The sequence below is a fragment of the Leifsonia sp. Root4 genome, assembly GCF_001425085.1.
GTDB lineage: Bacteria > Actinomycetota > Actinomycetes > Actinomycetales > Microbacteriaceae > Microterricola.
In genome coordinates this window covers 1,113,796-1,127,312 of the sequence record NZ_LMDN01000001.1, presented here as the reverse complement: position 1 = coordinate 1,127,312, position 13,517 = coordinate 1,113,796, and the positions used below count along the sequence as shown (strand labels likewise).

Below are 13,517 nucleotides of genomic sequence, written 5' to 3'. Positions count from 1 at the left end.
GAAAGTCCTCTCTGACTTGATCTGTTGCGTGTTGTGGGGTGGTGCGATCAGGCGGCCAGCACACGACAACTGTGTGGCGCGAGTTCGATGTAGATTTCGCTGCCCGTGGAGGGCGAGTTCAACGGAGCTCCGCGCGCGACGAGGCTGCCCACCACGGTCTGTCCGCTCAGGATCTCTACCTCGAACTCCACGATCTCGCCCAGGAACTCCACGCGCACCACTCGGGCCGGAACCACGTTCGGGAGATCGGGTGCGACGTCGTGCCAACGCACGCTCTCCGGCCTGAAGGTGATGGTCACCTCGCGGCCGGTCCCGACCTCGCTCGGGCAGGGCGTGATCAGCCGTGTGCCGAACGCCTCGACGAGTGCGTCTCCGTTCGCGCTCCGGCCGCGAACCACGGCCGAGATCATGTTCACCCGGCCGACGAAGTCGGCAACGAAGCGGTCAGCGGGCTTGAAATACAGATCCCGAGGCGTTGCCTCCTGCACGATGCGACCCTGATTCATCACCGCGACGCGGTCAGACATCGACAAGGCCTCGGATTGGTCGTGCGTGACGTAGAGCGCGGTGATCCCGAGGCGCTGTTGCAGGCTGCGGAGCTCGTTGCGCATGGTGTCGCGGAGCTTCGCATCAAGGTTGCTGAGCGGTTCGTCGAGCAGCAGCAGTCGGGGCCGGTGCACCAGCGCACGGGCGAGTGCGAGGCGCTGCTGCTGGCCGCCGGAGAGCGCTGTCGCCGGCCGCTGAGCGAACTCGTCGAGCTGCACGATCTCCAGCGCCTCCATCGCGCGCTTCGTGGCCTCCTTCTTCGGCAGCCTGCCCCGAGACACCTGGAGCGGGAAGACCGCGTTGGCGAGGACACTCATGTGCGGCCAGATCGCATAGTTTTGGAACACCATTCCCACGTCACGCTTGTCCGGCGACACGTGCTCGGTGCCGGTGGAGAGCACCCTGCCATCCAGCGAGATGCGTCCGCCATTGCTGTTCTCCAGGCCCGCAACGCAGCGCAGGGTGGTCGTCTTCCCGCATCCGGAGGGGCCGAGCAGGGAGTAGAACGTCCCGGGCTCGATGGTGAAGGTGACGCCCTTGACGACCGGGATCGCAGTGCCGTCGAGTTCGTACTGCTTCTCGAGACCTTCGACGACGAGACGACCGCCTCCATCACGCGTTGGCTTGGCCGCGCTCGCCACTCGCCGCTCGGTGACGGCGTGGACGGGGGCGCTCACGCCCGCGGTCTGCGGGCGTTCCTGGTGCGACGTCGACACTGACGGACTCCTCTAATTTTTGTATTCTGGATCCAGTTCGATCCGGGATGGGGGAAAGCAAAACACGGATCTCGGTTCAGGGCAATGGCCCACAGGCCCGCTGAGCGAATCGGCATCGGTCCGATCAGAAAAGCTATGGCTCAGCCCTCTGACCGCTCGTCGCTATCGCTCGGAACCGGCGGGAATCGACACGGGCGCAGCCGTCGCATCTTTCGGTGCATCGCCCCAGGCGACGGTGACCTTGGGCTTCGCGAAGAACAACACCACGAGCGCACAGAGTCCGAACGTGACCGCCGAGAGCAGGAGCGACTGCGACATCGCCGCCGAGTACCCCTCGGCGATCGAGGGGGGAAGCGTGCCTCCCGCAGCCGTGTCAACGTCGGGGAGTTCGGCCGCGAGGCGCGCATTCAGCAGCGATGCGATCGCCGCCGAACCGAGCACAGAGCCGAGCTGGCGGGTCATGGTGTAGACGCCGGATCCGGCGCCGGCCTGAGACCGTGGAAGGTTGCGGGTGGCGGTCGAGGCGAGCGGGGCGAAGATGCCCGAGATGCCGACGCCGAGCAGCGCGGAGGGCAGCAAGAGCACCCAGAGCGCGACATCCGGCGTGATGAGCACGACGTACAGGCCGAGAGCGAGCGTGACGATCGAGAAGCCGGAGAACGCGATCCACTTCGGATCCAGGCGATCGCTGAACCTGCCGACCAGCGGGGCCAGCACGCCCGAGATGAGGGCCATCGGAACGAGCATGAGCGCGGCCTGCGTCGGCTCGAGGCCGCGGGCGATCTGGAAGTAGAACGCGAGGGGCAGCGGCATCGCCGTGATGGCGAAACCCACAAGGGAGATCGCCACGTTCGAGAGCGAGAAGTTGCGGTCGGCGAACAGGCTGAGTGGCAGCAGCGGTTCGGCCGTGTTGAATCGCTGCCACAGCACGAAGGCCAGGAGAACGACGAGTCCCGAGATGATGAGGCCCCAGACGGTGATCGGGCCGACTATCGTGCCCCAGTCGTACCGTGCGCCCTCCTGGATGCCGAAGACGAGGAGGAACATACCGATGGCGCTGAGTGCGACGCCCAGCCAGTCGAAGCGGTGGGAGTGGGTCGGGAGGTTTGGCACGAGGCGCAAGGCCGCGATGAACGCGATGATTCCGACGGGCAGGTTGACGAAGAAGATCCATTCCCAGCCGAGGGAATCGACGAGCAGGCCGCCGAGGATCGGTCCGAGCAGTGTCGCGACACCGGCGACCGCTCCCCAGAGGCCCATGGCCGCACCGCGCTGAGTGGGCGGGAAGATCCGCGTGATGACCGCCATCGTCTGCGGAGTCATGAGCGCGGCTCCGAAACCCTGCATCGCGCGCGCCGCGATGAGCATGCCGATGTCGCCGGAGAGGCCGCACCAGAGCGAGGCGAGGGTGAAGACCACGAGGCCGACGAGATAGACGCGTTTGGGCCCGAATCGGTCGCCGAGACGGCCGGTGATGAGCAGCGGCACGGCGTAGGCGAGGAGGTACGCACTCGTCGCCCAGATGACCGCGGTGAGGTCGGCGTCGAGGTCGCGCATGATCGCGGGGTTCGCGATGGACACGATGGTCGAGTCGAGGAGGATCATGAAGAAGCCGATGACGAGCGCCCAGAGGGCGGGCCACGGTTTGGCGATCTGGTTCATAGACGGCTTTCTTGCTTGGGAGGCGCGAGTGCGCTCAACCGCGGCTGTGCGGCTCAGGCGACGCTTCTGAATGGGTGGATGCCGCGGCGGGTGCCTCGGCCACAGCCGGATCGTCGGGCCAGCTCAGTTCGCCGGAATCGAGCTCGCCGATCGTCTGCGCAATCCAGTGCGACTCGGCCTCGAGCATGGCGCGGGTGTAGTGCACATCGAGCACGAAGTAGCGGTCGAGCGCCTTCTCGGCGATGCGTTCAAGGGCGGCGTCCATGAATCGGATCGCCTCCCGGATCTCCGCAAGCCGGCCACGGAGTAGCCGCGCCACATCGGGTGCAGGCAGATTGCGCACCTCGCGGATGGCGACCGGGAACTGGGGGTACTCGTTGACGTGCGTGCTCAGCATCTCGGCGAGCGTTTCGCGCAGGGCCTCGCGGCCGGCATCCGTGATCGCGTAGACGGTTCGCTCGGGGCGGTGGCCTGCGCGTTCAATCCCATTGGCGGCGATGAGTCGGTCGGATGCGAGCCGCTCAACAGCCCGGTAGAGCGAGCCGGCGCTCACCTTGATCACGCGGTCCTCGCGGCGGCGGATCATCAGTTGGTACATCTCGTACGGATGCATCTCGCGCTCGGCGAGCAGCGCCAGGGTGGAGACTGCGAGCGGTGTGAGTCGCGCCATCGGCCATTCCTCGTCTCTTCGGCGGAAATTAATATTCCGCTCGGAATAATACGCATGGAACAACCGTGTGGCAAGGGTTGATTCTTCCGGCCGCTTCGGGGGTCCTTGAGCGGCGCCGCCGCGAAATCATCGCTGCGGCGGCACCGGTCGAGGGGCGTGGCGGGCTAGCCCGCGGCGGAGGAGCTGGCGGCAGGCAATCCGACGACCGGCTCGCCCAACAGGGGCGTCGAGACGGCGTAGATGCCGTGGTTGGCGAACACCCAGATCAGGTTTCGATCCCACTCCACGAAGATGCCGTGGACCGGCGCGGCGAGATCGTCATCGTCCTTCAGACCCATCGGTGGGACGAAGTATGCCCCGACCTTCGGGTCTTCTGGATCGCGCACATCGAAGATCTGGAGGCCAGCGGCATAGAACGCGTAGGGGATGACGCCGCCGTGCGGGGTGCCGGTGTTGATGAAATAGCCCGAGCGCTTCGGCCCGAAGGAGCCGCGGCGCTGCGCCCAGTCGGTGAATGGCGCTTCGGCCGGCGGCATGGGGCGGGGCAGGGTCCGGACCAATGTCGGCCGGGTCGGGTCGCTGACGTCGATCTGATAGATCTCCTTGGCGGGCTCGTAGCAGTCGGTGTTCATGGGGTACCCGGAGACGTAGACGTAGCCGGTCTCCTCCACCTGGGTCGTGTCGACGTTGTCGCCCTCCGTGCCAGCCACACTCGCCGGGAGGTCACACCATCCGACGTGCTGCATGTTCGCGGGATCGGACACGTCGAGGACGAAGAAGCCCTGGCCACCCTGCGCGGCGTAGCCGTAGTTCCACCCCGATTCGACCGACCGCGGCATGAAGATGCCCATCCTGGAGCCGAACCAGGACGTCTTGTTGTTCCAGCGCTCATTGTTCGCCAGATACGGCGAATCCGCCTCCTCCCCGGCGCGGCTGCCCGGCACCCACCAGGTGGAGAGGTGCACCGGGTTGGCCGGGTCTGAGACGTCGTATGCGGCGTGGCCGGCGGCCCACAGAGTGGTCTTGTACGGCTGGTTGGTGAAGGTGTTGTCCGGTGCGGTGGCCACGAACAGGTACTTGTCGCCGTAGTACACCGGCAGGTCCAAGACGCCGTTGCCTTCTTGGATCTCGTCCGGCCCGTGGTTCGGGTCGGTCGAGACCTCGGTGAGGAGCGTCCAGTCGCGCGGGGTCGGGCCGTTGACCTCGAACACTCGGAATCCGCGCAGGCCCTCCCAGTCGTGGAGCTGGCCCTCGACTGTTGGGTCGGTCCACTTGTTGGCGACGCGGCCGTTGAGGAAGTACCTCGGGGTCTCGTTGGCCTGGATGGCGATGTGCTTGCCGAGCTGTTCGTTCCACTGGATCGTCACCGCGCCGAAGCTCGGACCGGTCCACGGCAGAGTCTCCTCGTCGACGATGGTCAGCGCCCGCGGGTCGGTGATGTCGTAGACGTTCCAGCGATTTCCGCCGCCGTAGTGCAGCATGTAGCGACGGTCGTCCCAGTCGTAGATCGCCTGCCACGAATGGCTCGTGTTGACGACGATGGGGTAGAACGCTTCGGCGGTCGCGTTCAGCGCGTAGGTGGCTGGATCGCGGTAGGGGAGCTGCCCTGGCCAGTCGACGAAGACGTCGCGCGGCACAGAGGGCGTATGCGCCGGAGGCAGGAATGACCCGTCCGGCTGCATGCCCCAACTCGCGGGATCGGGATCGGCTGGCTCGCCAGCGACACGCTCGAAGTCCTTGGGGTCGTATTTCTTCGCGTCGGGCACGTACGGAGAGCCGGCCATGTCGCCTCCAGGTTTGGCTTGAAGTGAGAGTGCAATTGAGAGAAACTGTATCCAAAATCCAAAATCTGTCAACAGGGTGCCGTCAGATGCGCTGGCCGGATCAGCCCCGATGGGGGTCGAACGGAAGAGAATTGGGGACGATCGTGAAAATCGGCGTTATTGGGTTTGGGGCCATCGGGAAGCATGTGGTGGACCACATTTCGGCCACCGACGGCCTTGAGCTGTCATTCGTACTCACTCGCACGCCGATCCCCGACGCGCCGTGGCCGGACGGCGCAGCGATAGCGGCGCTCACGCCCGCTCACTTGAGAGCCACCGATCTCGTGATTGAGGCAGCCCATCCCGAGATCATCGCGAACCACGGCGCGCAGATTCTGGAGCACGCGGACCTCATGGTCGTGTCAGCCGGAGCTCTGGTCGATGACCGCCAGCGCGAGAATCTCATTGCCACCGCCCGGCGGCACGGAAGGCGTATCGTCGTCCCGTACGGCGCTCTCGCCGGCCTCGAGGCGCTCGCCGGCCGGCCGTCGACCTGGCGGAGCGCATCCATCACTTTCGTGAAGCCGCCGCATGCCTTCGAACCGCCCCCCGCCGATTCCACGGCGGTCTCGGTTCTCTACGACGGCGCGGTGCGCGGCATCGCTGCGCGGTATCCGCGCAATGTCAACGCGATGGTGACGTTCGCCCTGGCCACGGCCGGGCTCGATGCCAGCAGAGCCGTGCTCATCAGCGATCCGTCTCAGACATTCGCCACCCTCGAGTTCGAGGCGATCGGCGAGGACGGCGGCACGCTGCGAGTGACCAAGAGCCAGCCCATGCTTGGGGTGTCAGGCTCCGAGATGCCGGATGCGATCGTTCATTCGCTGATGATGCACGTGGGCGGCCGCCCTGGGCTCTGCTTCGGCTGACCGCGGCCGGTCGTCAGCGCTGAGCAGTCGCGGCCGCGAGCTCGGACTGCGCGATCTCGCGTTCGAGCTCGGCGAGCCGCGCTCCCTCTTCGCGTAGGTGCCCCAGCAGCGCCGCCGCCGCCGGTGATGGCGCGCGATCCTTGGGCAGCGTGACACCCACGGCGCGTCGAATGGAACTCAGCGGGGTCGGGAGGATGCCCAGCTCCCGGTCGTCGACCGCGATGAACATCGGCAATGCGGCGATGACGTCGGTTGACACCAGAAGATTGCGCAGGGTCAGCATCGAGGTGCACTCGACCCGGTCCGCAGGCAGGGGGAGCCCTTCGTGGAAGAACACGGCTTCGAGCTCGGCACGCAGGGCGGTCTGTGCGACCGGGAAGATCCACGGGAAGTCGACGAGATCGGCGAGGGAGATCTTCGAGCGACCGTGCACGGGATGCCCGACGCGCGCGACGAGCCGGATCGGCTCGTGGTGGAGTCGTTCCTGCACGAGCCGCACCGGCACGGTCGACGAGAGTCGGCCGACCGTGAGATCGAGGTCGCCGGCGAGCAGCAGCTGTTGGAGTGTGTCTGGCGTGCCCTCGCGCACGACCACGGTCAGCCGGGGGTGCTCGGCCTTGAGTCCGGCGATGGCGCGCGGCAGCAGCAGATTCGAGCCGGCGAGGTGGGTGCCGACGGTGACGGTGCCGAGCCGGCCAGACTGCAGCAGGCGCACCTCCTCGTCCGCAATGCGCAGTTCGGCGAGCACGGAGCGGGCGCGTGCGATGAACGAGTGCCCATACTGGGTCGGCGCGACGCCGCGTGGAAGTCGGTCGAAGAGCGGCACCCCGAGCAGCTCCTCGACTTCGCGCAAGCCGCGGGTGACGACCGGCTGGGTGATGTGAAGCGAGGCAGCCGCACGCACGAGCGTGCCCTCGTCGGCGATGGCGATGACGAGGACGAGGTGTCGGATCTTCAAGCGTCCGTCAAGGAGGCGGTCAGTGCTCACAGAATCGGACTATAGCCGAATAGGCATGGCAGCGCCAAGAGAGGGCATTTGTTGGCATGGACCCGGACTCCTAGCCTGAAGTCATGTCTCCCTCAGCGTCGACGCAGCCGCGCCAGATCCGCAACTTCATCGGCGGTGAGTTCGTTGACGGCGTGCGCACCTTCGACAAGTTCAACCCCATCGACGGCTCGCTCATCGGCGAGGTGCACGAAGCCGGCCCCGAGGAGGTCGCGCGTGCTGTCGCCGCGGCCCGCGCAGCGCTCGAAGGCCCGTGGGGGCGGATGTCGGTCGGGGAGCGCGCGCAGATCATGCGCCGGATCGCCGACACGATCGATCGCCGTTCCGCCGAACTCGTCGCGGCTGAGGTCGGTGACACCGGCAAGCCGGAGGCGCTCGCTCGCGACCTCGATGTCGCCAGGGCCGCTGCGAACTTCCGCTCCTTCGCCGACACCGTCTCGGCGGCGGGCCTCGACTCGTACCTGACCGAGCTTCCCGATGGGCGAAGCGCACTGAACTATGCCATTCGCAAGCCGCTCGGCGTGGTCGCGGTGATCGTCCCGTGGAACCTGCCGCTCCTGCTCCTCACCTGGAAGCTCGCCCCGGCGCTGGCCTCCGGCAACACCGTGGTGGTCAAACCGTCTGAGGAAACTCCGTCATCCGCGACGCTCCTCGCTGAGATTCTCAGCGAGGCCGGCGTCCCGCCCGGCGTGGTCAACGTCGTGCACGGCTTCGGCGAGGGCTCGGCCGGTGGGTACCTCACTGCGCATCCCGGAATCGACGGCGTCACCTTCACCGGCGAATCCTCGACCGGCTCCGCCATCATGCGGGCCGTGGCCCCGCGCGTGCGCCCCGTCTCGTTCGAGCTCGGCGGCAAGAACGCGGCCGTCGTCTTCGCCGATGCCAATCTCGACGCCGCCATCGCAGGGCTTGCCCGCTCGACGTTCCTGAACACCGGACAGGTGTGTCTGTGCACCGAGCGGATCTACGTCGAGCGGGCGGTCTTCGACGACGTGGCCGCCGGCCTTGCCGAACACGCCGGTCGCTTGCGCCTCGGCCGTCCAGGCGATCCGGCGACGACGACGGGTCCGCTGATCTCGCAGGCTCATCGCGAGAAGGTGCTCTCGTACTTCGAGCTCGCCAGGGCCGAGGGCGCCACGGTGCTCGCCGGTGGCGGCATCCCGACGCTCGGCGACGGCCTCGACTCCGGCTCCTGGATTCAGCCGACGCTGTGGACAGGGCTCGACAACTCGCACCGCGCGGTGCGTGAAGAGGTCTTCGGGCCGGTCGCCGCGCTGATCCCCTTTGACACTGAGGACGAGGCGATCGCGCTGGCCAACGACACCGAGTATGGTCTGGCCGCCGTGACCTGGACCAGCGATCTGGCCAGGGGCCACCGGGTCGCGCAGCGCATGCGGGTCGGGATGTCGTGGGTGAACACCTGGTACCTGCGTGACCTCCGCAGTCCCTTCGGCGGAACCGGTCTTTCTGGCATCGGGCGCGAAGGCGGTCAGCACTCGATCGAGTTCTACACCGAACCCACGAATGTGTGCGTGCAGCTGTGAACGCCGCAGCCAGCGAGCAGGCGGTGCAGCGCGCCGACGCTCGGCTGCGCGCCGTCCACGAGACCGGCGTGCCGTGCGCACCGGTGCGCGACCTCATCGGCGATGACCAAGACGCGGCCTACGCCGTGCAGTCGCTCGGTACTGCTCGCCGCCTGGCCGCTGGGCATCGCCTCGTCGGCCGCAAGATCGGCCTCACCTCGCCGGCGGTGCAAGCCCAGTTCGGGGTCTACACCCCGGACTACGGCGCGCTGTTCGATGACATGATCGCCGCAGATCGCGAGCTACTGGATCTCGGCCGCTTCCTCCAGCCCCGCGTCGAAGCCGAGGTCGCCTTCGTCCTCGGGCACGACCTCGATTCCCCCAGCTCGAACGTCGCCGATGTGTTGCGTGCGACCGAGTTCGTCCTCCCCGCGATCGAGGTCGTCGACTCGAGGATCGCCGGGTGGGACATCCGCATCGCCGACACGATCGCCGACAACGCCTCAAGCGGAGCGGTCGTACTCGGCACGACCCCGCGCACACTCGACGGATTCGATCTCACCGACATCGGCATGAGCCTCGACCACGCCGGCGAGGTGCTCTCGACGGGGTCGGGCGCGGCATGCCTCGGCAGCCCCGTCACCGCCGTGGCCTGGCTCGCTCGCACCGCAGCCAGACACGGCAGCCCGTTGCGTGCCGGCGAGGTCGTCCTCTCCGGTGCCCTCGGTCCCATGGTCGCCGTGAGCAAGCCGGGCGTGTTCCGCGCGCGGATCGATGGCCTCGGTGAGGTGCGCGCCGTGTTCGGCGCCGACACCGCCACGAAGCCCCGAAGCAAAGGAACGACAGCATGAGCACCGGAGTCGCCATCATCGGATCGGGCAACATCGGCACCGACCTCATGATCAAGGTCATTCGCCTCTCAGAGACGCTGCACGTCGCCGCGATGATCGGCATCGACGCCGAGTCCGACGGCCTCGCCCGTGCGCGCAGGCTCGGGATCGCAACCAGCCATCAGGGCGTTGAGGGGCTCGTGCTCATGCCCGAGTTCGCCGACATCGAGCTCGTATTCGACGCGACCTCGGCGGGCGCGCACGTGCACAATGACGCCGTCGTGCGATCGCACGGCCGAGTCATGGTCGACCTCACGCCGGCGGCGATCGGTCCCTACGTCATCCCTCCGGTCAATCTCGACGCACACCTCGACTCCGACAACGTCAACATGGTGACGTGCGGAGGCCAGGCAACGGTGCCGATGATTGCCGCGGTCTCGCGTGTCTGCCCCGTCGCCTACGGCGAGATCGTCGCATCGATCGCGTCGCGGTCGGCTGGGCCGGGCACGCGGGCGAACATCGATGAGTTCACCGAGACGACGGCGCGGGCGATCGAGGCCGTCGGGGGAGCAGAGCGCGGCAAGGCGATCATCGTCCTGAATCCCGCCGAGCCTCCGATCGTCATGCGTGACACCGTCGTCTGCCTGGTCGAGGGTGCGGTCGACGAGGCCGCCATCCGCGAATCGGTCGAGGCGATGGCGGCTGATGTCCGTGGCTACGTCGGGGGGTACCTCCTCAAACAGGAGGTGCAGTTCGACGCGGTCGATGAAGCATATGTGCCGGCGCTCGATCGGCCATTCCGTGGCACGAAGGTCTCGATCTTCCTCGAGGTCAAGGGGTCGGGCCACTACCTGCCCGAGTACGCCGGAAACCTCGACATCATGACGTCTGCCGCTCTGCGCACCGCCGAGCGGCTCGTCGCGCGGCGCCGAACCGTCGAGCGAACGGGAGCCTCCGCATGAGCAGCACAGATCGGTTCGCCGAGCAGTCCGCGACCCCGGCCGTGTACGTCCAGGACGTCACCCTCCGCGACGGCATGCACGCCGTCGGGCATCAGTACACCCTGGAGCAGGTGAGCGAGATCGCGGCCGCGCTCGATGCGGCGGGCGTCGATGCGATCGAGGTCTCCCATGGCGACGGACTCGGCGGTTCGAGCATCACCTACGGGCACGGAGCGAACACAGACGAGCGGTGGATCGAGGCGGCCGCTGCCGTCATCACCCGCGCCAAGCTCACCACGCTCATCCTTCCCGGCATCGGCACGATCGAACAGCTCCGACGCGCCCGCGACCTCGGCGTGCAGAGCGTCAGGGTTGCGACGCACTGCACTGAAGCTGATGTCGCGGCCCAGCACATCGCGTGGGCCCGCGACAATGGCATGGATGTCTCGGGGTTCCTCATGATGAGCCACCTCAATGATCCGCGCGCTCTGGCACAGCAGGCGAAGCTGATGGAATCCTTCGGTGCGCACTGTGTGTACGTGACCGATTCCGGAGGGCGACTCACGATGCAGGGCGTCGCCGACCGAGTCGACGCCTACCGCGAGGTGCTCGAGCCCGACACCCAGATCGGCATCCACGCGCACGAGAACCTCTCGCTCAGCAACGCGAACAGCATCACGGCGGTCGAGCACGGCGCCTACCGTGTGGACGCCTCGCTCGCCGGGCAGGGTGCCGGTGCGGGCAACACTCCGATCGAAGCGTTCGTGGCGGTTGCCAATCTGATGGGGTGGCAACACGGCTGCGAGCTGTTCGCCCTCCAGGATGCAGCGGAGGAGCTCATCCGCCCGCTGCAAAAACGCCCGGTGCGGGTCGACCGTGAGACCCTCACCCTCGGCTACGCCGGTGTGTACTCGAGCTTCCTGCTGCACGCCGAGCGTGCGGCTCTGCGTCACGGGCTCGATGCCCGCGACATCCTGATCGAACTCGGCCGCCGCAAGATGGTCGGAGGGCAGGAGGACATGATCGTCGATGTCGCCCTCGACCTCGTCGCCGCGCGCCTCGCTGCGTCCGGAGGCGCCGCGTGAGCGGGCTGGCCGCGGCGTCGACCCTCGCTGCATTCGCAGATGTTCTCGACGACGCGCAGCGCTCGGCGACGCCCGTCGAGCAGCTCTCGGCCCGAGGAGAACTCGGCTTGGCCAACGCCTATGCCGTGCAGCACGCGATCCTCGCACGCCGCCAGGGCCGCGGTGAGCGCATCGCCGGCGTGAAGCTCGGTTTCACGAGTCTCGCGAAGGCTCGGCAGATGGGGGTCGATGACGTCATCATCGGCACCATCACCGACGCGATGCGGGTCGATGACGGCGGCCGGTTCGACCGGCGCGCCTGCATCCATCCCCGCATCGAGCCCGAGGTGGCATATCTGCTCGGGGCAGATCTCGACGACACAGATCTCGACGACCCACATCTCGACGACACGAACCTCTCCGACGAACGCGCGCTCGCCGCTGTGATCGCGGGCGTCGCCCCGGCCCTGGAGATCATCGATTCGCGCTACCTGGACTTCCGCTTCTCGCTTGATGACGTGGTCGCCGACAACACCTCGGCCGCTGCCTTCGTGATCGGGCCCTGGGTCGACCCGGCACTCGCCGCCGACCTCGGCAATCGCGGGGTGGGCCTCGAGGTCAACGGTCACCTCGTCGAGACCGGCTCGACCGCGGCGGTGCTCGGCCATCCGCACCGGGCCATCGCTGCAGCCCGCCGCCTGGCATCCGCCCATGGCTTCGCCCTCCGCGCCGGGATGATCCTGCTCGCGGGCGCCGCGACCGCCGCCGTCCCTCTGCCGCGCCGCGGATTCGTCGAGGCGAGTATCGCCGGACTCGGCCGGGTCGCCGTGCACGTGGACGGCGGCAACGATCAGGAGGACGAGAGAGATGTCTGAACCCCGTGCCATCACCGTTGCCGGACGTGCGACCCCCCGCGGGCGGTTCCCACACGCACAGATCTCGGGCGATCTGGTATTCGTGTCCGGCACATCCAGCCGCCGCGCCGACAACAGCTTCGAGGGGGTCATCGTCGACGAATTCGGCACCACCCACCTCGACATCGAGGCGCAAACCCGTGCCGTGTTGGAGAACATCCGCGCGGTGCTCGCCGCGGCGGGCTGCAGACTCGAAGACCTCGTGCAGGTCACGAGCTATCTCGTCGACATGAACGACTTCGCCGGCTACAACGCCGTGTGGGCGGAATACTTTGACGAGACCGGCCCCGCCCGCACAACCGTCGCGGTACACGCCCTGCCCCACCCGCATCTGCGCATCGAGATCCAGGCAATCGCTCGGCTCGGCGTCCCGGGGGCCCAGACCACCCACCCCATCAGCACGACAATTCTCGAGGAGGAGAAATGAGCACCATCCCACCCGTCATCGACTTCCCTGCCTGGATCCGCGAGCACGAGCATCTGCTCAAGCCGCCCGTCAACAACAAGGCGGCCTGGGCGCCGATGGGCGACTTCATCGTGCAGGTCGTCGGCGGCCCGAACCAGCGTACCGACTACCACTTCGATCCCTACGAGGAGTGGTTCTACCAGTACCGCGGCAACATGCACGTCAACATCATGACCGAGGACGGTCCACAGCGGATCGACATCCGCGAGGGCGAGATGTGGCTGTTGCCCGGCAACGTCTACCACTCTCCGCAGCGCCCGGAGGCCGGCTCGATCGGCATCGTCATTGAGCGCATCCGCGAGGAGGGCACCTTCGAGAAGTTCGCCTGGTTCTGCCCGAACTGCACCACGAAAGTGCACGAGGTGGAGCTGCAGGTGCGCGACATCGTCGAAGACTTGCCGCCCGTGTTCCGCGCGTTCTACGAGAGTGAAGAGGGGCGCACCTGCCCCGAGTGCGGCAGCGTCCACCCCGGCAAAGGCTGACCCCA

Annotated in this window: 13 protein-coding genes; 8 read left to right on the top strand and 5 right to left on the bottom strand. The window is 67.3% G+C overall.

Features of this window, described 5'->3' with window-relative positions; all coding sequences use genetic code 11:
• Nucleotides 1–47: 47 nt before the first annotated feature.
• From ASC66_RS05180 to ASC66_RS05165, 4 genes are all read right to left on the bottom strand, one after another.
• Nucleotides 48–1,262 (bottom strand): ABC transporter ATP-binding protein, encoded by a 1,215-nt coding sequence (locus ASC66_RS05180; protein WP_162243475.1) that lies wholly within the window; start codon nucleotides 1,260–1,262, stop codon nucleotides 48–50.
• A 162-nt stretch (nucleotides 1,263–1,424) separates the two neighbouring features.
• Nucleotides 1,425–2,924: a DHA2 family efflux MFS transporter permease subunit gene (locus tag ASC66_RS05175; RefSeq protein WP_055835526.1), complete on the bottom strand. Its 1,500-nt coding sequence runs from the start codon at nucleotides 2,922–2,924 to the stop codon at nucleotides 1,425–1,427.
• 34 nt (nucleotides 2,925–2,958) lie between these two features.
• Complete coding sequence (locus ASC66_RS05170) at nucleotides 2,959–3,594, bottom strand: PadR family transcriptional regulator (RefSeq protein ID WP_055835522.1); 636 nt, start codon at nucleotides 3,592–3,594, stop codon at nucleotides 2,959–2,961.
• A 164-nt stretch (nucleotides 3,595–3,758) separates the two neighbouring features.
• Nucleotides 3,759–5,378 (bottom strand): LVIVD repeat-containing protein, encoded by a 1,620-nt coding sequence (locus tag ASC66_RS05165; RefSeq protein ID WP_055835519.1) that lies wholly within the window; start codon nucleotides 5,376–5,378, stop codon nucleotides 3,759–3,761.
• Between the two features lie 143 nt (nucleotides 5,379–5,521).
• On the opposite strand from ASC66_RS05165, the gene ASC66_RS05160 reads away from it, so the two are divergent.
• Nucleotides 5,522–6,286, top strand: coding sequence for an aspartate dehydrogenase domain-containing protein (locus ASC66_RS05160; protein ID WP_162243474.1), 765 nt, complete (start codon nucleotides 5,522–5,524; stop codon nucleotides 6,284–6,286).
• A gap of 13 nt (nucleotides 6,287–6,299) precedes the next feature.
• Here the strand turns inward: ASC66_RS05160 and ASC66_RS05155 are convergent, their stop codons facing one another.
• The gene (locus ASC66_RS05155; RefSeq protein WP_055835513.1) at nucleotides 6,300–7,274 is read right to left on the bottom strand and encodes a LysR substrate-binding domain-containing protein; all 975 of its coding nucleotides are present in this window, start codon (nucleotides 7,272–7,274) and stop codon (nucleotides 6,300–6,302) included.
• Between the two features lie 83 nt (nucleotides 7,275–7,357).
• On the opposite strand from ASC66_RS05155, the gene ASC66_RS05150 reads away from it, so the two are divergent.
• Genes ASC66_RS05150 through ASC66_RS05120 form a run of 7 tightly spaced genes read left to right on the top strand, consistent with a single transcriptional unit; the run spans nucleotide 7,358 to nucleotide 13,512 of the window.
• A complete protein-coding gene (locus tag ASC66_RS05150) occupies nucleotides 7,358–8,836 on the top strand; it encodes a 2-hydroxymuconic semialdehyde dehydrogenase (protein ID WP_055835510.1) in 1,479 nt (492 codons plus the stop codon).
• The gene (locus tag ASC66_RS05145; protein WP_200944726.1) at nucleotides 8,833–9,666 is read left to right on the top strand and encodes a 2-keto-4-pentenoate hydratase; all 834 of its coding nucleotides are present in this window, start codon (nucleotides 8,833–8,835) and stop codon (nucleotides 9,664–9,666) included. Before ASC66_RS05150 ends, ASC66_RS05145 begins: the two co-directional genes overlap by 4 nt.
• Complete coding sequence (locus tag ASC66_RS05140; protein WP_055835508.1) at nucleotides 9,663–10,607, top strand: acetaldehyde dehydrogenase (acetylating); 945 nt, start codon at nucleotides 9,663–9,665, stop codon at nucleotides 10,605–10,607. Before ASC66_RS05145 ends, ASC66_RS05140 begins: the two co-directional genes overlap by 4 nt.
• Entirely contained in the window at nucleotides 10,604–11,671 is a 1,068-nt protein-coding gene (gene dmpG / locus ASC66_RS05135) for a 4-hydroxy-2-oxovalerate aldolase (protein ID WP_055835504.1), read from the top strand. The genes ASC66_RS05140 and dmpG overlap by 4 nt, the downstream gene beginning before the upstream one ends.
• The gene (locus ASC66_RS05130) at nucleotides 11,668–12,525 is read left to right on the top strand and encodes a 2-keto-4-pentenoate hydratase (RefSeq protein ID WP_200944718.1); all 858 of its coding nucleotides are present in this window, start codon (nucleotides 11,668–11,670) and stop codon (nucleotides 12,523–12,525) included. The genes dmpG and ASC66_RS05130 overlap by 4 nt, the downstream gene beginning before the upstream one ends.
• Nucleotides 12,518–12,991, top strand: a complete 474-nt coding sequence (locus ASC66_RS05125) for a RidA family protein (protein ID WP_055835501.1) — start codon at nucleotides 12,518–12,520, stop codon at nucleotides 12,989–12,991. The genes ASC66_RS05130 and ASC66_RS05125 overlap by 8 nt, the downstream gene beginning before the upstream one ends.
• The gene (locus ASC66_RS05120) at nucleotides 12,988–13,512 is read left to right on the top strand and encodes a 3-hydroxyanthranilate 3,4-dioxygenase (RefSeq protein WP_055835498.1); all 525 of its coding nucleotides are present in this window, start codon (nucleotides 12,988–12,990) and stop codon (nucleotides 13,510–13,512) included. Before ASC66_RS05125 ends, ASC66_RS05120 begins: the two co-directional genes overlap by 4 nt.
• Nucleotides 13,513–13,517 lie beyond the last annotated feature (5 nt).

Excerpts from the sequence above, each read along its gene's own strand:
- ASC66_RS05175 (WP_055835526.1), bottom strand. The coding sequence starts at position 2,924 with ATGAACCAGATCGCCAAACCGTGGCCCGCCCTCTGGGCGCTCGTCATC.
- ASC66_RS05170 (WP_055835522.1), bottom strand. The coding sequence starts at position 3,594 with ATGGCGCGACTCACACCGCTCGCAGTCTCCACCCTGGCGCTGCTCGCC.
- ASC66_RS05165 (WP_055835519.1), bottom strand. The coding sequence starts at position 5,378 with ATGGCCGGCTCTCCGTACGTGCCCGACGCGAAGAAATACGACCCCAAG.
- ASC66_RS05150 (WP_055835510.1), top strand. The coding sequence starts at position 7,358 with ATGTCTCCCTCAGCGTCGACGCAGCCGCGCCAGATCCGCAACTTCATC.
- ASC66_RS05140 (WP_055835508.1), top strand. The coding sequence starts at position 9,663 with ATGAGCACCGGAGTCGCCATCATCGGATCGGGCAACATCGGCACCGAC.
- dmpG (WP_055835504.1), top strand. The coding sequence starts at position 10,604 with ATGAGCAGCACAGATCGGTTCGCCGAGCAGTCCGCGACCCCGGCCGTG.
- ASC66_RS05125 (WP_055835501.1), top strand. The coding sequence starts at position 12,518 with ATGTCTGAACCCCGTGCCATCACCGTTGCCGGACGTGCGACCCCCCGC.
- ASC66_RS05120 (WP_055835498.1), top strand. The coding sequence starts at position 12,988 with ATGAGCACCATCCCACCCGTCATCGACTTCCCTGCCTGGATCCGCGAG.